Raw genomic sequence first — 16,944 nt, forward strand, 5'->3', positions numbered from 1 at the left:
TGCGCGATGGGGCAGGGGCGCTGGCCGTATGACACAGCCTGACGATCTCCTGCCCATCGGGCTCGAAGACGCGCTGCCTGCGCGTGCCGCCGCCATCACCAGCGCCATGCGCCAGGTGCTGCAATCGATGGACGCGCATGGTTACGACCGCGTGCGCCCGCCGCTGGTGGAATTCGAACAATCGCTTGCCGGACGCATGGAAGGCGTGGCGACGCGCCGCATGGTGCGCTTCACCGATCCGGAAAGCCTGCGCACGCTGGCCCTGCGCAGCGACATGACCGTGCAGGTCGGCCGCATTGCCGCGACGTCGCTGCGCGACGCGCCGCGCCCGCTGCGCCTGTGCTATGCGGGCGAGGTCGCGACGATCAAGGCGGACCAGCTCGATCCTGCCCGCCAGCGCCTGCAACTGGGTGCCGAACTCGTCGGGAGCGACAGTGTGGCCGCTGCCGCAGAAGCCGTCTCGGTCGCGCTCGACGCGCTGGAGGCAGCCGGTGTCGATGGTCTGTCGGTCGATTTCACCATGCCCGACCTTGTCGATACGCTGGCCGAAGAAGCGCTGCCGCTCGATATGGAGCAGCGTGAAGCGGTGCGCCGCGAACTCGACATGAAGGATGCAGGCGGCCTAAAGGCTGTCGGCGGGGAAGCCTATCTACCGCTGCTTTATGCCGCAGGGCCGATGGAGCAGGCTCTGGAGAAGCTGTCGGCGCTGGATGCCGGCGGCGTGCTCGCCAGCCGCACCGCGGCGCTGCGCGAAGTGGCCGCGATCCTTGGCGACCGCGTGCGCTTGACGCTCGACCCGTCCGAACGGCACGGTTTCGGATACCAGAGCTGGTTCGGCTTCACGCTGCACAGCGACAAGGCACGCGGCGCGCTCGGGCGCGGCGGAACCTATGCGATCAAGGGCAGCGACGAGGCGGCAACCGGCTTCTCGCTCTATATGGAGCCGATCCTCGAAGCGCTCGGCAAGGGCGAGGCGGAGCAGCGCGACACCGTGTTCCTGCCGCTCGGCCATGACCGTTCGGTAGCCGCGTCATTGCGTGCGGACGGCTGGCGTACCCGCGCAGCTGTCAATGCGGAGGACGATGCCGCAACGCTCGGCTGCACGCACCGCCTCGAAAACGGCGAAGCGAAACCGCTTTAAGCCGCTTCCGGCTCCCACTTCGGATATTTGGTCATGATGGCCGCAAAGAGGTCGGACGTCACATGACGTTCGAGCCAGGCGGCGACGTTGGCGATGCCGGCGCCTTCGAACCACTCGCGGTCGTGATTGGCGCATTGCCGCACGAAGGGAAAAATCGCGATATCGGCGAAGCCGCGCTGTTCGCCGCATAGATTGGGCTGGCCCTCCAGCCGCTCATCGAGGCGTTTCAAGTGATCAAGGCACTGCGCGCGGTGTTCCAGCGGGTCGGCATCTTCATACCGCGTATAGTATTTGTAGCGGTCGAGATGGTGCTTGAACGGACCGTCGGTCGCTTCCAGCAGCTCTGTATCCTGACGCTCCAGCCAGCCTTCGGGATCGTTCTGGCCAAGAGCCCAGCGCATGATGTCGAGGCTTTCCTCCAGCACCGTGCCGTCATCGGTGACGAGAACGGGGACGGTCCCCTTGGGGGAGGCTTCCAGCATCGCGTTAGGCTTGTCGCGCAGCACGACCTCGCGGTGTTCCTTCTCCAGCCCGCTGATGTGCAGCGCCATGCGCGCCCGCATCGCGTAGGGACAGCGGCGGAAGCTGTAGAGGATCGGCTCAGCCATTGTCGCCGTCGCGGTCCAGCACTTTGCCGACGTGGGCTTCACCCCGCTCGCGGGCGAGTTTCGACTGGCGCTGGCGTTCGGCATAGCGGGCGCGCTGCTCGTCGGTGCGTTCGGCATAGCAATGGCGGCAGGCGACGCCTTCCTCGTAGGTCTCGTGCGCAAGATCCGCAGGCGACAGGGGCATGCGGCAGGCGCGGCACAACGTATGTTCCCCGATTTCGAGGCCGTGCTTCACGCTCACCCGCTCGTCGAAGACGAAGCATTCGCCTTTCCAGAGGCTTTCTTCTTCGGGCACTTCCTCGAGGTATTTCAGGATGCCGCCCTTGAGGTGGTAGACCTCGTCCAACCCTTCGGATTTGACGAAAGCGGTCGATTTTTCGCAGCGGATGCCGCCGGTGCAAAACATGGCGATCTTCGGCGTCTTGCCCTCGGCCTCGAATTCGGCGCGGCGGGCGCGAAACCATTCGGGAAATTCGCGGAAGCTTTTCGTTTCCGGGTCGATCGCGCCTTCGAACGAACCGATCTGCACCTCATAATCGTTGCGGGTGTCGATCACGATGGTGTCGGGATCGGAAATCAGCGCGTTCCAATCCTCCGGCGCGACATAGGTGCCGACGCCCTCGACCGGATCGAGGTCGGGCTGGCCCATGGTGACGATCTCCGCCTTCACCCGCACCTTGCTGCGATAGAAGGGCATGGTGTCCGCGCGCGATTCCTTCACTTCCAGATCCGCGCAGCCCGGCAGCGCGCGGATATGGTCGAGCACCGCCTGAATGCCCGCATCGCTTCCGGCGATCGTGCCGTTGATGCCCTCATGCGCCAAGAGCAGCGTGCCCTTCACGCCGTGTTTGTCGCACAGTGCGGCAAGGGCAGGGCGCAGGGCTGCCGGATCGTCGAACCGCGTGAAGTGATAGAGCGCGGCAATACGGATGGGGTGCTCGGTCATGATGGCGCGCCTTTAGCAGCGTGCACGCGGCCTCGCACCCCTCCTGTTCAGCAGAATTCGCTGGGATCGGGGCCCATGCGCCCGTCTTCGCTGTCGAGTGCGTCGATGCGCGCCATCTGGTCGTCCGACAATTCGAACGACAAGGCCTTGAAATTGGCTTCGATATGCTTGCGGCTGCTGGCCTTGGGAATGGTCGAGAAGCCGTGCTGGATATGCCAGCGGATGATGACCGCGCTGGCTGGCTGGCCGGTTTCTTCCGCAATGGCTTCGATGGTCTCGTTCGAAAGACCTTCGCCCTGGCCGAGCGGCGACCAGCTCTGGGTGACGATGCCCATTTCCTCGTGCACCTTCCGCAGGGCGCGCTGCTGGAAGCTGGGGTGCAGTTCGATCTGGTTGAGCGCCGGGGTCACGCCCGTCTCTTCGACCAGCTTGCGCAGGTCCTGTTCGCGGAAGTTGGAAACGCCGATGGACTTGGCCTTGCCCTCGTCGCGCAGTTCGATGAACGCCTTCCACGTGTCCACGAATTCGCCCTTGTCGGGGCAGGGCCAGTGGATCAGCAGCATGTCGACATGGTCGCGGCCCAGCCGCTCAAGGCATTTCTCCGCTGCGCGCTTGGCCCGCTCGTAACCCTGGCTCTCGTTCCAGACCTTGGTCTGGAGGAAGATGTCGGACCATTCGCCCACGCCTTTGCCGACGCCCTTTTCGTTCTGGTAGATCGCCGCCGTGTCGATCAGCCAGTAGCCCACGTCGATCGCGGTGGAGACGGCTTCGGGCGCCTTGTCCTCGTCGATCTTGTAGGTGCCGAAGCCGAGCTGCGGGATCTGGCGGCCGTCGTTCAGGTTGAGAGTGGGATAGTCGGTCATAAATTCTCCTTTGCCTGAACAATGGAGAAGTGGCGTCGAAGTTTCCCCGATCTGCCTTGCTCCCTTGGCCGCAAACGCCTAACGCGACGCGCGTTTGTGCATCCCTAGATCGCGAGTAGATTTTCAATGGCCAACGTCACCGTAATCGGCGCCCAGTGGGGCGATGAGGGCAAGGGCAAGATCGTCGACTGGCTGGCCAGCCGCGCCGATGCCGTCGTCCGGTTCCAGGGCGGCCACAATGCCGGCCACACGCTGGTCATCGACGGCAACGTCTACAAGCTTTCGCTGCTGCCTTCGGGCATCGTGTCCGGCACGCTGTCGATCATCGGCAACGGCGTGGTGCTGGACCCTTGGGCGCTGAAGGCGGAGGTCGAAAAGCTCGAAGGCCAGGGCGTTACCATCACCGCCGACAATCTTGCGATTGCCGACAATTGCCCGCTGATCCTGCCGATCCACCGCGATCTCGACGGCCTGCGCGAAGCGGCTGCCGGCTCGGGCAAGATCGGCACTACCGGACGCGGCATCGGCCCTGCCTATGAAGACAAGGTCGGCCGCCGCGCGATCCGCGTGTGCGACCTCGCGCATCTCGACCATCTCGAACCGCAGCTCGACCGCTTGTGCGCCCATCATGACGCATTGCGCGCCGGTTTCGACCAGCCGCCCGTCGACCGCGAAGCATTGCTCGAGGAATTGCGCGGCATTGCCGATTTCGTGCTGCAATATGCACAGCCGGTGTGGAAGCGCCTCAAGAAGGTGCGCAAGGCCGGCGCGAAAATCCTGTTCGAAGGCGCACAGGGCGTGTTGCTCGACATCGACCACGGCACCTATCCCTTCGTCACCAGCTCTAACACCGTCAGCGGCACCGCGGCGGCAGGCAGCGGCCTCGGCCCGAATTCGACCGGCTATGTGTTGGGCATCGTGAAAGCCTACACCACGCGCGTCGGCAGCGGGCCTTTCCCGACCGAACTCGAAGACGAAGTCGGCAAGGGCATTGGCGAACGCGGCCACGAATTCGGCACTGTCACCGGCCGCCAGCGCCGCGTCGGCTGGTTCGATGCGGTAATCGTGCGCCAGAGCTGTTCGATCAGCGGCGTCACCGGCATCGCGCTCACCAAGATCGACGTGCTCGACGGGCTGGACGAGGTGAAGATCTGCACCGGCTATCGCCTGCGCGGAAATGTCTACGATTACTTCCCCAGCCACGCCGCCGACCAGGCGGAGGTGGAGCCGATCTACGAGACGATGGACGGCTGGAAGGAATCGACCGCCGGGGCGCGCAGCTTCGCGGACCTGCCCGCCAATGCGGTGAAATACATCCAGCGCGTGCAGGAACTGATCGAAACGCCCGTGGCGCTGGTGTCCACCAGCCCCGAACGCGACGATACGATCCTTATGCGCGATCCATTTCTCGACTGAGGAACCGCTGATCGAGGAGGCTGGCCAATTGCCGGCTTCCACCCGCGTCTTCGGTAAAAGGAATGGCGATCTCGCCCGAACGGATGCGGTCGACGCCCAGCCAGCGGAACTCGATGCTGTCCACGTCGTCGAACGCCAGATAGGTTCGTTCGCCTCCTTGCGACGGGACGTAGCTCAGGCCGAAACTGTCGTAGCGGATGCGGTGTCTGCGGACGGCGACGATCTTCGCAATCGACGATAGTCCGAAAGCGAAACCGCCCGCCCACAGGAGCATCGCGACAGCGACAATCGGCGAGCGATATTCGGGCAGCCCGTAGAGGACCACCGCGCCAAGAGCGAGGAGCGCGAGCGATCCGATCGGCATCAGCACGGCCGATAGCCACATGCCCACCGTCGGCACGATCTCGACCGCGCCATCCACCGCCTTGCCATAATGGCCGGGCAGGCGGCGGCTGATGAGGTTCCAGCCGATCAGAAGCGCTGCGACGCCGATTGCGGTTGCGACATGGCGAAATTCGAAGAAGTCCATGGCATATTATCCGCTCTTTCGTTGGCGGCGGAAAGAAAAATCGATAGCCTGAGCGCGATGCGGTTCCTTTTTCTCTTTGCCTGCCTATTGGCGACGGCCTGCTCGCAAGCTGTGCCGCAAGCGCGTGCGCAACAGGCGCAGGACGGGGAGCGGGCGGATTTCGTGCTGGTCGACAAGTCGGACAGAACGCTTTGGGTCTACCAGGCGGGCAAGATCATCCGCACCTATGACGGCTTGCAATATGGCGACCAGCCGGTCGGCCACAAACGCTTCGAAGGGGACGAGCGCACGCCCGAAGGCCGCTACACCATCACCTACGGTAACGAGCAGTCGAGCTATTACCTCAGCCTCTATATCGACTATCCCAACGCCGCCGACAAAGCCTATGCCAAGGCGCGGGGGCGCTCGCCCGGTGGGCTCATTTTCCTGCACGGCCAGCCCAATGGAATGCCCTTCGATGCGCGCGTTCCGGGCGACTGGACCGATGGCTGCATTGCCCTTTCCAACCGCGAGATCGCAGAGCTGTGGTCGCTAATCCCGGACGGGACGCCGATCGAAATACGCCCCTGAATTCTTGACACGATCTCTGTTTGTTCTCACAAAGTTCTCCTACAGAGACTCGTGAGAGGTGATTCCATGCAGGCCGATTTCAGTTACGAGCCGGTGTATGACGGGGCCGGATGCCAGCTTGGCGTGACCATATTGGCGGACCGCGATGCCGTGCGCGCGCAGATGCGCGACGATGCCGTTGCGGCGGGCTTTCGCGTGCTGGAATGCTGCCGGCTGGATGAATTTGCCAGCGGCTCGATCGCGGTGCTGGGGGACCTCGTGCTGGTCGACTGCCTTGTGGCCGATGCCGAAACCATGGCGCTGCTCGCCCGGCTCGACATGCGGGCAGGCAAGTCGGGCGCGCAGATGGTGATCTCAACCGGTATGGACGCGCTCGATGCGGTGTTCGGCTGTTTCTCCATGTCGGGCGCGCAGATCCTCGTCGAACCGGGACGTGCGGAGCGGATCATCGCGGTGGGCCGTGTGCTGGCCGATGTGCCGAACTTGAGATTGCGTGAACTGGCGGAAGAAGACCGGCTGATGCTGCTTCGGCTGACCGAACAGGTCGGCAAGATGGCGGAACGGATCGAACGCCTGTCTCCCGGACAGCGGGAAGGCGGGGGCGCTTTCCGGCTGGAAGCGGCGGCACAGGCTTGGCGGGGCCAGGATACCGCAGGCGGGGCGGGCAACGGGGCGAGCCTGCCCGAGGCGGCTGCTATCCGTGCCGTCATTCGCCGCCGCCAGATGCGCGCCAAGTTCTTCGATGCGGACCTGTTTGCCGATCCGGCGTGGGACATATTGCTCGACCTCGCCGCCGCGCGTGCGGGGCGTGAACGTGTCAGCGTCACTTCGCTGTGCATCGCAGCGGGCGTTCCCGCTACCACGGCGCTGCGCTGGATCACGCAAATGGTCGAGAGCGGCCTGCTGCTGCGCATTCCTGATCCGGCCGACCGCCGCCGCGCGCATATCGCGCTGGCCGACAGCACGGCCGATGCGATGGCACGCTATTTCCGCGAAGCCGGTATCGGCTCAAGCCAGCAGATCGCGGCGGTGGCCTAGCCCTTCCTGATCACGACCCGTCGGCCGCTGGTCGGCGGATCGTCGCACGGCAGGAGATGACGCGCCGCATCGGCCCGCGCGCGGATCAGGATTGCTTCCGGAACGCTGCTGTCGTGAAGCACGTGGTCGGCCTCTCCCAGCGCACGCGCCTGCCGGATAGTCAGGTCTTCCGGATCATCGCTCGCCAGCACGATCTCGAGGACCGCGTCTGCTACAGGATCGCCGCCATCCTCTATCCAGCGCTCGACATCCTCTACACTTTTTGCGGCCATTACATCGAGCGCGCCGCCCTGCGAAAGCGCACCATCCAGCGCACGGCGGCGGTCGTCGCCGGAGGGAAATTTCGCCCGGATTTTGTCGCGCGCGTTGGATAATGCCTGGGCCAATCCGCCAAGATTTTGCGGCAGCATTGCTTCCAGCCGCAGGCGCAGGTGCTTTGCCAGCCCGGCCGATGCTCCGCCCGTGCTCACCGCAACCAGCACGGGATCGCGCTCCAGCAGGCTGGGCAGGGTAAAGTCGCACAGGTCCGGCCTATCCGCGACATTGACCAGCAGGCCGAGCCGTTTCAGCCGCAGCGCCGCCGCCTCTGCCGCGCGCTCGTTTTCGAGCGCAACGAAAGCCAGCTTCGCATGATGTGCCTCGGTCTCTGCGCAGGGGATGCCCCCGGCGCGTCCGACAAGCCGTGCCTTCGCCTCCGCCATCTCGCCGCTGCCCACCACCACGACCCGCTGGCTGGAAATGCGATGGAATAGCGGGAGCGAATGCAACATCAGTCGAGCCACTCCGGCACGCGTTCCGCGTCCATGATCGCGCCTGCCGCAATCCGGTCGGCGACAGTCGCGAAACGGTCCCCGTCGACCAGCACTTCGGCCACGAAGCCGCGCGAATTGTAGCTCGAGGCCATGGTCGCGCCATAGGCCCCTGCAGTGCGGAAAACCGCCAGTTCCCCGGCGATCAGCGCATCGCATTCGCGGTCCATCGCGAAGGTATCACCGGTCTCGCAGATCGGGCCGACGATGTGCGCGGTCATGCGCTCTCCGGTAGGCTCCACCGCCTCGAAATCATGCCAGGCGCCGTACATGGCGGGCCGGGCAAGGTCGTTCATGGCCGCGTCGACGACGACGAACGGCCGCTCTATCCCGCGCTTCACTCGCACCACCCGGGTAAGGAGGACACCGGCATTCCCGGCAATCACACGGCCGGGTTCGAACATCAGGCGCACGTCCCAGCCCTTGGACACCCGCGCGACCATCTCACCATAGGCTGCAGGTGAGGGATATTCCTCGCCGATCTTGTACGGCACGCCGAGCCCGCCGCCGAGGTCGGCATGCGTGACCTTGCACCCTTGCGCGCGCAGGTCGGCAATCAGCTGACCGACCTTGCCGAAGGCGGTTTCCAGTGGCTCAAGGTCGGCGAGCTGGCTGCCAATGTGAACGGCCACGCCGCGCATATCGAGGCCGTCTTCGCCTGCCAGCGAAGCGTAGATTTCGACCGCCCGGTCGATCGGGACGCCGAACTTGTTCTCGCGCTTGCCGGTCGAGATCTTCTCGTGGGTTCGCGCATCGACGTCGGGATTGACGCGCAAGGCGCAGGCTGCGGTCTTGCCGAAGCGGCGGGCGATCGCCGCCAGTTCGTAGCCTTCTTCCTCGCTCTCGATGTTGAACTGGCCAATCCCGCATTCGAGGCCCTGCTGTAGTTCGTGATGGGTCTTTCCGACGCCGGAGAACACGATGTCTTCGGGCTTCATCCCGGCGGCCAAGGCGCGGGTCAGCTCTCCACCCGAAACGACGTCGGCGCCGTAGCCCATGTTGGCGAGCACGCGCAGCACGGCGAGGTTGGGGTTGGATTTGACCGCAAAGGCGATGTGCGGATTGTCGAGCGCGGACAGCCCTTCGCGATAGACGCGGGCGTGGCGTTCCAGCGTGGCGCGCGAATAGACGTAGACGGGGGTGCCGACCGCGTCTGCGATCTGGGTAAGCGGCACGTCCTCTGCATGAAGGACGCCGTCGCGGATCTGGAAATGGTCCATGGCCAGCGCGTTTGCCGAATGGCCGTGGCCAAGTCTAGCAAGCCTTGCTTGTCGCGCTGCAACCTACTCGGGCGGAAGGTCGAAGGGATCGTCCTCGCGCTCTTCCGAGCGGGTGCGCAACTCGGTGCTGCGCTCGGGCGCGGCCTGGGGCGCGACCTGGAGCAGGTCGTCGGCATCGGGCTGCACTTCGGCACCGAAGGGGGCAGGCGGCAACGTCTCGCCTGCCAGAGGCTTGAGCTGCGCCTTCTGGCCGCAGGCGGACAGCAGGGTGAGGGCAATAATCAGGGCGCCAAGGCGCATCAGAACTTCTCCAGCCGCTTGCGGGCGTCTTCCACCTGCTGCCTTACCCGCTCCGGCGCGGTCCCGCCATAGGAAGCGCGCGCGGCGACCGAAGCATCGACCGAAAGCGCGTCGAACACGCGCTCGTCGATCCGGCTGTCGATGGCTTTGAGATCGTCGATGGCAAGGCCGTCGAGAGCGACTCCCTTCTCGTCGGCCAGCTTTACGGCGGCGCCGGTGATGTGATGCGCTTCGCGGAAAGGAATGTCAGCCTGTCGCACGAGCCAGTCGGCAAGGTCGGTCGCCGTGGCGTGACCTGCCTCTGCGGCCTTGCGCATCCGGGCTGTGTCGAAGCCGCTGTCGGCCACCATTCCGGCCATCGCGGCGAGCGAAAGGTCCATCAGGCCCGCCGCCTCAAACACAGGCGGCTTGTCGTCTTGCATATCCTTGGAATAGGCCAGCGGCAGCCCCTTCATCGTCACCATCAGCGCCGTGGTGCACCCGATAACGCGCCCCGCATGGCCGCGCACCAGCTCGGCGGCGTCGGGATTGCGCTTTTGCGGCATAATCGAGCTGCCGGTCGACAGCGTGTCGGGCAGTTTCACGAAGCCGAAGGGCTGGCTGGCCCAGATGATAAACTCCTCGGCCAGGCGAGAGAGGTGCAGGGCGCACTGGCTTGCGGCCATGAGGTAATCGAGTGCGAAATCGCGATCCGACACCGCATCGAGGCTGTTGCGGGTTGGCCGCGCAAAGCCCAGCGCCTGTGCAGTCATCTCGCGGTCGAGATCGAAGCCGGTCCCGGCAAGCGCCGCCGAACCGAGCGGGCATTCGTCCATCCGCTCCAGCGCGTCTGCAAACCGCGAGCGGTCGCGCACCAGCATCTCGAAATAGGCGAGCAGGTGATGGCCGAGCGTCACGGGCTGCGCGGTCTGCAAGTGGGTGAAGCCCGGCATGATCGTGTCGGCATGCTCGTCGGCGCGGGCGACCAGCGCGTGCAGCACCGCGTCTATCCCCGCAATCGCGCGTCGATTGGCGCTGCGGACCCACATGCGGAAATCGGTCGCCACCTGGTCGTTGCGACTGCGAGCGGTATGGAGGCGCCCCGCGACCGGGCCGACGATTTCGGTCAGCCGCGCCTCGACGGTCATGTGGATGTCTTCGAGGTCCCAGTCTTCGGGTACGCCGTCCGCTTCGTATTCCCCGGCGATCTGCGCGAGGCCCTTGTCGATCGCGGCGGCGTCCGCCTCGCTGACGATGCCCTGCCTGGCCAGCATGGCGACGTGTGCGCGGCTGCCCGCGATGTCTTCGCGCCACAGCGCCTTGTCGAAGGGGATCGAGGCGTTGATTTCGCGCATGATCGCGCTAGGCCCTTCGGCGAACCTGCCGCCCCACATTGCATTGGAGCCTTGATTGTCCCGCTTATCGCTCACGCTGATCGTCACCTTGGGTCTTGCTGTGTCCGCCTGCGATAGGAGCGCACCCGATGAGGCGCAAGAAAGCGGTGCTTCACAGATCACAACCGGCGAGATCGACCGCACCTATGCCGACAGCCTGATGCCCGCCATCAATGTAAGCGATCCGGACGGGCGACAGATCAACCTGGGCGCATTGCAGGGCACGCCGGTTCTGCTGAACCTGTGGGCGACATGGTGCGCGCCATGCAAGAAGGAGATGCCGCTGCTCGATGCGCTTGCCGCCGACTTGGACGAGCAATTGCATGTCATCACCGTCAGCCAGGATGCGGGCGGCGCGGAAAAGGTCGCTCCCTATTTTGCAGCGAATGAATTCGCCTATCTCGAGCCGTGGATGGACCCGCAGAACGAGCTGGGCCTGCATTTCGACAACACGCCGCTGCCCACCACGATCCTCTACGATGCGCAGGGGCTGGAGGTCTGGCGCGTCGTCGGCGACTACGACTGGGCGAGCGAGGAAGCGCGCGCGGCCGTGAGAGAGGTTGTGGGGGAATAATGGTGGGCGCTGACGGGCTCGAACCGCCGACCCTCTCGGTGTAAACGAGATGCTCTACCAACTGAGCTAAGCGCCCCCTTGTGGGGTGAAGCGCGCATGTAGCGCGGTTTCGCGCCGGGTCAAGCGCGAGATTAGTCCCAGCCCTGATCCAGCTTCAACGCGCCGTCGCCATACAGATAGTCTGCGTTGAAGCGCGCATATCGCTTCAACCGGTCCCAGTCGTCCGTGTAAAGATCGCCGCGGCGGATTTCGGCAACGCCCAGATCGCGCAGCTTGCCGACCGCGCGATTGGCGTGGATGGCGCTGACGCCGCACATGTCGGCAAGGTCCAGCTGGGTGAACGGCGTGCGCAGGGCGCGCGGCACATTGCGACCGATGAGTTCCAGCCGCTTGTGCAGTTCGGCGTAAAGATGCGCGATCCGCTTGGGCGCATCCAGCTGTTCAAGGATCTGGATCCACTTGCGATGGATCGACGCATCCAGCAGCGTGGCAAACCACATGGCGCGCGCGATGTTGGGGCGTTCCTGCATGACGGTGCGCAGGCTCTCGTGGCTGACGCTGCCGATCTTGACCGGGCCTGCCGCCACGATGCTGTGGTCGAGGCGCTTCAATGCGAACCCGTGCAGGTCGATAAAATCGCCCGGCACCTGCACGCCGACAATGTAGCGGCGATCGCCGCTTTCGATCGTGCGGAACACATAGCCTTCGATGAGCATCGTGCTCTTATTGGTCACGTCCCCTCTTTCGAGGAGGCGCGTGCCATCAGCGTGGTCTTCCACGGTCTCGACGAGTCCCTCGATGTAATCCAGGTCGTTCTCGTCCAGATGCTCCCGCAAACGTCCAGCGAGAAACTCGCCGGTCAGAGGGTATCGGACAGACCTTATGTCACCACGAATTGCGTCCATCGCGAGCGGTAAAGCAAGCTGCTCGCACAAGGTCCATTAACGCATGTTAGCTTTATGTTCGTTTCTGCAGATACGACGCATTTTTGATACGGCGAGTTTGTCATATGTTATAAATTCCCGCCGTGACCGGGTGAATTTTTCCCGCTATCCCGCCGCCAATGACGACACGACTGGAAGTCCTCGCCACCGGCGGCACGATTGCGGGAATCGCAGGCTCTGCGATCGCGAGCGATTATCGCTCGGGCGAAATCGGGATCGAGGATTATCTCGAAAAGGTGGGCGGCCTGGGGCTGGAGGCTGAATTGTCGGGCCGCCAGATCGCCAATATCGACTCAGGCGATATCGGCCCAAAGGTGTGGAACGAACTCCATGCGGCGATCTGCGAAAGCCTGGCCGACGATGCGTGCGACGGGGTGGTCGTTACCCATGGCACCGACACGCTCGAAGAAACGGCGTTCCTGCTCGACCTGACCTTGCCGGCGACGAAGCCTGTTGTGGTCGTGGGCGCCATGCGCCCGGCCGATGCGGTAGGCTATGACGGGCTGCGCAATTTCGCCAATGCCGTGCGTGTCGCGAGCGATCCGGATGCTGCGGGTCGCGGCGTGCTGGTCGTGATGGGCGACCGAGTCTTCGGGGCGCGCGACGTGCGCAAGGTCCGAACGCGGGGCACCGATGCCTTCAGGGGCTTTCCGCGCGAATCCGTCGGGCTCGTCACGCCCGCTTCGCTCGAGTGGTTCGGCGCTCCCTGGCGCGAGGACGAGGCGGCTGCATTTGCTTGGTGCGACGACCTGCCGCAGGTCGTGATCGCCTACGCCCATGCGGGCTTGTGTGCCGAGGAAGTTCTTCGCCTCGTCGGCGAGGAAACGCGCGGTATCGTCGTTGCAGGTGTGGGCGAGGGCAATATGCCCGAACGCGTGCGGCAGGAACTGGCGCTGCTGGCTCAGGGCGGCATCGCCGTCGTTCGCGCGAGCCGGACCGACGAAGGGCTGGTCGACCGCGAGGCCGAGGACACGCCGAACGGCTTCGTCGCCGCCCGCGCGCTCAACCCGCAGAAGGCGCGCATCCTGCTGCAACTGCTGCTGGCAAGCGGGACCAGAGATCCCGCCGCCATCCAGCGCGCCTTCGACGGTCGTTAAGCCTTAGCCGTTGGGCAGGACGAGGTATTTCTCGCCCGTCTTCATCTGCCGATAGTCGAGGATCGCTTCCTTGGTCAGCATGCCTTCGAGGTCGACCTTGGTCTTGTAGCTGCTGGCGAAAGTGGTGGTGAGGTTGTCGAGCACGCGCTTCCTCATCCGCATCACCGTTTCCATGCCCGCGGTCTGGAGGAAGGGCGTCAGCAGCCAGCCCGAAAGGGTCCAGCCGAAGCCGTAGGACGGTGTCAGCGTGGTCGGCCCGAAGTCGAGACGGCCGTAGATGAACATCCGCTTCTGCTGGTTCGAACCATAGCGCGAATATTCGGTCATCTTGGCTACGGCGACCTGCTCCATCGCCTTGAAGCAGGTGTCGACCATCTGGCCGCCGCCGATAGGATCGAAGCCGTAGAAAGCGTCGGTTTCGTCGATGGCCGCCTTGAGGTTGGCCATGAAATCATCGTCGGATGAATTGACGACATGGCTGGCACCGAGCCCCTTGAGCAGGTCCACCTGCTCCTGCTTGCGCACGATGTTGACGAGGCCGAGCCCGTCTTCCTGGCAGATCTTGACCAGCATCTGGCCGAGGTTCGATGCGCCGACCGTGTGCAGGATTGCCTTCTGGCCGTCCATCTTCGCGTTTTCGGCGAAGCCGAGCGCGGTCATCGGATTGACGAAGCTGGATGCGCCCGCTTCCGCGCTGTGATCGCCGAGCGGCAGGCACATGGCGGCGTCCGCGATGGCGTACTCGCTGTAGGCATTGCCCGGAACGCAGGCGACGCGCTGGCCCATCAGCGCCTTGGCCATGTCGCTGTCGCCGGTGGCGACGACGGTGCCGGCACCTTCGTTACCTGCGGGAAGGCGCTGGCCGTGGCGAGCCTTCTGGCCCGAATTGAACGGCTCGGGCATTTTCGCGACGACCTTGCCGGGCGAATATTCCGCATTCTCGAAATCGGCAGCACCGGTGAGGATGGCGAGGTCCGATGGATTGATCGGGGCCGCTTCCATCTTGATCAGGACCTGATTGCCGGTCGGTTCGGGGAAGGTGCTTTCGGCGATCTCGACGGTCAGCGTGCCGTCGGATTCCAGAGTGGTGAAAAGCTGTTTGCCGGTGGTCATCCAATTCCCTTTCGTTGCGTTACGAAACCTGTTTGCGGCCTCGCTACGCCTCGAAATCGGGCTTGGCTAGGGTGCCGTTACGTCAGGCGTCGTCCGGATAGGTCGCCGCAACGAAATAGAGGCCGTGCGGCGGCGCATTGAGGCCCAGTTCCTGCCGGTCGCGTGCTTCGAGCGCCTTCTTCACATCGCCGATGGCCCAGCGGCCCATGCCGACGAGCGCAAGGCAGCCGACCATGGAGCGCACCTGGTGATGCAGGAAACTGCGCGCCGCCGCGTGGATCAGGACGTGATCCCCGTCTCGTTCCACATCGAGGCGGTCGAGCGTCTTTTGCGGACTTGCCGACTGGCAATGGGCGGACCGGAAGGTGGTGAAATCGTGATTACCGACCAGCGCCTGCGCGGCTTCGTGCATGGCCCCCTCGTCGAGCGGCTGGGGCACCTGCCAGGCGCGATTTTTCTCCAGCGTCAGCGGCGCGCGGCGATTGGCGATCCGGTAGACATAGCTGCGCCCGGTGCAGGTGAAGCGCGCGTGCCAATCGTCCGGCACCACCTCGCAATGCGTCACTGCCACCGGATCGGGGCGGAGCTTTGCGTTGAGCGCCTCCATCAGGCGGAAGGGCTCGATATCCTTCTCGATGTCGAGATGGCTGCGCATCGCCAGCGCGTGCACGCCCGTATCCGTGCGCCCGGCGCTGGCCAGCCGCACATCCTCGCCGGTCACCGCGAAGGCCGCTTCTTCGACGGACTGCTGCACGCTCGGGCCGTGGGGCTGGCGCTGCAGGCCGAAAAACGGCGTTCCGTCGAATTCCAGGGTCAGCGCGAAACGGGTCACGAAAGGCGGGTGCCTTTCGCAATCGGGTTGCCCCGCAGGAAAGTCTCGAGGTCCATGCGCGGCTTGCCGGCCCGCTGCAGTTCGAGCGGACGGATCGCGCCTTCGCCGCACGCGATGGCGAGGCGGTCGTCCAGCACCTGTCCCGCCTCTCCCGACCCCTCGCATGTCTCTGCGCGAAGCAGTTTCACCCGCTGGCCGTCATGTTCGAACCATGCGCCGGGGAAGGGCGAGAGGCCATGCACATGACGCACGGCCTCATCTGCCGGGCGGGCCCAGTCCAGCCGCGCCTCCGCCTTGTCGATCTTGGCGGCATAGGTCGCTTCGGCATCGTCCTGTTCGACCGCGTGCAGCGCGTCGAGATCGATCAGTGTGCCGACCATCAGCTGCGCACCCAGTTCGGCCAGTTCCTCGGTCAATTCGCCCGTGGTCTTGTCCTCGATCGGGGTGCGCACGGTGGCGAGCATGGGGCCAGTATCGAGGCCTGCTTCCATCTGCATGATCGTGACCCCCGTCACCTCGTCACCCGCCATGATCGAGCGGTGGATCGGCGCCGCACCGCGCCAGTGCGGCAGGATGGAGGCATGAACGTTGAGGCAGCCGTGCTCCGGCGCATCGAGGATCGCCTGCGGCAGGATCAGGCCATAGGCCGCTACCACCGCGATATCGGCATCGAGTGCGGCAAACGCCTCCTGCTCTTCGGCGGATTTCAGCGATTTGGGATGGCGCACCTCGATCCCCAGCCGGTCTGCCCGTTCGTGCACCGCGGTCTTCGTCAGTTCCTTGCCGCGGCGGCCGCCGGGCCGGGGCGGCTGGGTGTAGACGCACACGACCTCATGCGCCGCATCGACCAGCGCCTGCAGCGTAGGCACGGCGAAATCCGGGCTTCCCATGAAGATTATGCGCATGACGTGTTCTATGGCCTTTCTTGGTCGCGCCTGCGCCCCTATCTGTGCATCTATGGCATCGCAAGAGATCGAGACGCTGGCTTCCGCGCTGGCGCGCCTTCCCGGCCTCGGCCCGCGCAGCGCGCGGCGTGCGGTGCTGTGGCTGGTCAAGCGCCGCGAAAGCGCTCTGCCCGCGCTGCTCGAAGCGCTCGCCACCGTGGGCGAGGCGCTGGTCGAATGCGACACATGCGGCAATGTCGACACCACCAATCCCTGCGGCATCTGTGCCGACCCGCGCCGGGACGGGAAGGGGCTGTGCGTGGTGGAGGATGTGGCGGATCTCTGGGCGCTCGACCGGGCGAAGCTGTTCACCGGCAAGTACCACGTGCTCGGCGGCAAGCTGTCGGCGCTCGACGGGATTCGGCCGGAAGACCTCAATATCGCCAGCCTCCTCTCGCGCGTCGAGGCGGGCGGGGTGGACGAGGTGGTCCTCGCCATGAACGCAACGCTCGAAGGCCAGACCACGGCGCACTACATCGCCGAACGGCTGGAGGACTTCCCGATCCGCATCACCCAGCTGGCGCATGGCCTGCCGGTGGGCGGCGAACTGGACTATCTCGACGAGGGCACGCTGGCCCAGGCCCTGCGTGCGCGGCGGCCTTTGGGTTGATCATGGGTAAGATACAA

At 64.8% G+C, this 16,944-nt stretch carries 19 protein-coding genes and 1 tRNA gene; 7 read left to right on the forward strand and 13 right to left on the reverse strand.

The genetic code is table 11. The features are described 5' to 3' along the window. The first annotated feature begins 28 nt into the window (after positions 1–28). A complete protein-coding gene (locus LCM24_RS09580) occupies positions 29–1,141 on the forward strand; it encodes an ATP phosphoribosyltransferase regulatory subunit (protein WP_224803830.1) in 1,113 nt (370 codons plus the stop codon). On the opposite strand, the gene LCM24_RS09585 is transcribed toward LCM24_RS09580, so the two are convergent. The 3 genes from LCM24_RS09585 to LCM24_RS09595 are packed head-to-tail and all read right to left on the reverse strand — an operon-like array spanning position 1,138 to position 3,558. Then, on the reverse strand, positions 1,138–1,749 hold the full coding sequence (locus tag LCM24_RS09585) for a glutathione S-transferase (RefSeq protein ID WP_224803832.1): 612 nt from the start codon (positions 1,747–1,749) through the stop codon (positions 1,138–1,140). The genes LCM24_RS09580 and LCM24_RS09585 overlap by 4 nt on opposite strands. Continuing rightward, positions 1,742–2,695, reverse strand: a complete 954-nt coding sequence (locus LCM24_RS09590; RefSeq protein ID WP_224803834.1) for a rhodanese-related sulfurtransferase — start codon at positions 2,693–2,695, stop codon at positions 1,742–1,744. The genes LCM24_RS09585 and LCM24_RS09590 overlap by 8 nt, the downstream gene beginning before the upstream one ends. A 47-nt stretch (positions 2,696–2,742) precedes the next feature. Then, positions 2,743–3,558 (reverse strand): aldo/keto reductase, encoded by an 816-nt coding sequence (locus tag LCM24_RS09595; RefSeq protein ID WP_221562238.1) that lies wholly within the window; start codon positions 3,556–3,558, stop codon positions 2,743–2,745. A gap of 126 nt (positions 3,559–3,684) precedes the next feature. Here LCM24_RS09595 and LCM24_RS09600 point away from each other — a divergent pair, with 126 nt between their 5' ends. Beyond that, positions 3,685–4,974, forward strand: a complete 1,290-nt coding sequence (locus LCM24_RS09600) for an adenylosuccinate synthase (RefSeq protein WP_224803836.1) — start codon at positions 3,685–3,687, stop codon at positions 4,972–4,974. On the opposite strand, the gene LCM24_RS09605 is transcribed toward LCM24_RS09600, so the two are convergent. Beyond that, on the reverse strand, positions 4,949–5,503 hold the full coding sequence (locus LCM24_RS09605) for a hypothetical protein (RefSeq protein ID WP_224803838.1): 555 nt from the start codon (positions 5,501–5,503) through the stop codon (positions 4,949–4,951). The genes LCM24_RS09600 and LCM24_RS09605 overlap by 26 nt on opposite strands. A gap of 57 nt (positions 5,504–5,560) precedes the next feature. Here LCM24_RS09605 and LCM24_RS09610 point away from each other — a divergent pair, with 57 nt between their 5' ends. Beyond that, positions 5,561–6,073 carry a L,D-transpeptidase family protein gene (locus tag LCM24_RS09610; protein WP_224803840.1) on the forward strand — a complete coding sequence of 171 codons (513 nt, stop codon included), beginning with the start codon at positions 5,561–5,563 and terminating at the stop codon, positions 6,071–6,073. Between the two features lie 66 nt (positions 6,074–6,139). Continuing rightward, the gene (locus LCM24_RS09615) at positions 6,140–7,111 is read left to right on the forward strand and encodes a MarR family transcriptional regulator (protein WP_224803842.1); all 972 of its coding nucleotides are present in this window, start codon (positions 6,140–6,142) and stop codon (positions 7,109–7,111) included. Here LCM24_RS09615 and LCM24_RS09620 read toward each other — a convergent pair. The 4 genes from LCM24_RS09620 to argH all read right to left on the reverse strand — a co-directional run bounded on the left by LCM24_RS09620 (position 7,108) and on the right by argH (position 10,813). Then, positions 7,108–7,881 (reverse strand): bifunctional precorrin-2 dehydrogenase/sirohydrochlorin ferrochelatase, encoded by a 774-nt coding sequence (locus LCM24_RS09620; protein ID WP_224803844.1) that lies wholly within the window; start codon positions 7,879–7,881, stop codon positions 7,108–7,110. The genes LCM24_RS09615 and LCM24_RS09620 overlap by 4 nt on opposite strands. After that, entirely contained in the window at positions 7,881–9,140 is a 1,260-nt protein-coding gene (gene lysA / locus LCM24_RS09625) for a diaminopimelate decarboxylase (protein ID WP_224803846.1), read from the reverse strand. The genes LCM24_RS09620 and lysA overlap by 1 nt, the downstream gene beginning before the upstream one ends. A 63-nt stretch (positions 9,141–9,203) precedes the next feature. After that, positions 9,204–9,440, reverse strand: coding sequence for a hypothetical protein (locus LCM24_RS09630; RefSeq protein ID WP_090482005.1), 237 nt, complete (start codon positions 9,438–9,440; stop codon positions 9,204–9,206). Next, positions 9,440–10,813 (reverse strand): argininosuccinate lyase, encoded by a 1,374-nt coding sequence (gene argH, locus LCM24_RS09635; RefSeq protein WP_224804930.1) that lies wholly within the window; start codon positions 10,811–10,813, stop codon positions 9,440–9,442. Before argH ends, LCM24_RS09630 begins: the two co-directional genes overlap by 1 nt. A gap of 16 nt (positions 10,814–10,829) precedes the next feature. On the opposite strand from argH, the gene LCM24_RS09640 reads away from it, so the two are divergent. Further along, a complete protein-coding gene (locus LCM24_RS09640; RefSeq protein ID WP_224803848.1) occupies positions 10,830–11,387 on the forward strand; it encodes a TlpA family protein disulfide reductase in 558 nt (185 codons plus the stop codon). Here LCM24_RS09640 and LCM24_RS09645 read toward each other — a convergent pair. Then, a tRNA-Val gene (locus tag LCM24_RS09645) sits at positions 11,388–11,463 on the reverse strand. Between the two features lie 55 nt (positions 11,464–11,518). Next, a complete protein-coding gene (locus tag LCM24_RS09650) occupies positions 11,519–12,292 on the reverse strand; it encodes a Crp/Fnr family transcriptional regulator (protein WP_224803850.1) in 774 nt (257 codons plus the stop codon). 158 nt (positions 12,293–12,450) lie between these two features. Here LCM24_RS09650 and LCM24_RS09655 point away from each other — a divergent pair, with 158 nt between their 5' ends. Further along, positions 12,451–13,428, forward strand: coding sequence for an asparaginase (locus LCM24_RS09655; protein WP_224803852.1), 978 nt, complete (start codon positions 12,451–12,453; stop codon positions 13,426–13,428). A 3-nt stretch (positions 13,429–13,431) separates the two neighbouring features. Here the strand turns inward: LCM24_RS09655 and LCM24_RS09660 are convergent, their stop codons facing one another. The 3 genes from LCM24_RS09660 to fmt form a co-directional block, all read right to left on the reverse strand. Continuing rightward, complete coding sequence (locus LCM24_RS09660; RefSeq protein WP_224803854.1) at positions 13,432–14,541, reverse strand: zinc-binding dehydrogenase; 1,110 nt, start codon at positions 14,539–14,541, stop codon at positions 13,432–13,434. An 82-nt stretch (positions 14,542–14,623) separates the two neighbouring features. Next, positions 14,624–15,373 (reverse strand): tRNA pseudouridine(38-40) synthase TruA, encoded by a 750-nt coding sequence (truA, locus tag LCM24_RS09665; RefSeq protein ID WP_224803856.1) that lies wholly within the window; start codon positions 15,371–15,373, stop codon positions 14,624–14,626. Further along, positions 15,370–16,278: a methionyl-tRNA formyltransferase gene (gene fmt, locus LCM24_RS09670; protein WP_224803858.1), complete on the reverse strand. Its 909-nt coding sequence runs from the start codon at positions 16,276–16,278 to the stop codon at positions 15,370–15,372. The genes truA and fmt overlap by 4 nt, the downstream gene beginning before the upstream one ends. A 52-nt stretch (positions 16,279–16,330) precedes the next feature. On the opposite strand from fmt, the gene recR reads away from it, so the two are divergent. Beyond that, positions 16,331–16,927 (forward strand): recombination mediator RecR, encoded by a 597-nt coding sequence (gene recR / locus LCM24_RS09675; protein WP_160594405.1) that lies wholly within the window; start codon positions 16,331–16,333, stop codon positions 16,925–16,927. Positions 16,928–16,944: the final 17 nt, after the last annotated feature.

Origin of the sequence: Qipengyuania aquimaris, from assembly GCF_020171965.1 — a bacterium.
GTDB lineage: Bacteria > Pseudomonadota > Alphaproteobacteria > Sphingomonadales > Sphingomonadaceae > Qipengyuania > Qipengyuania aquimaris_A.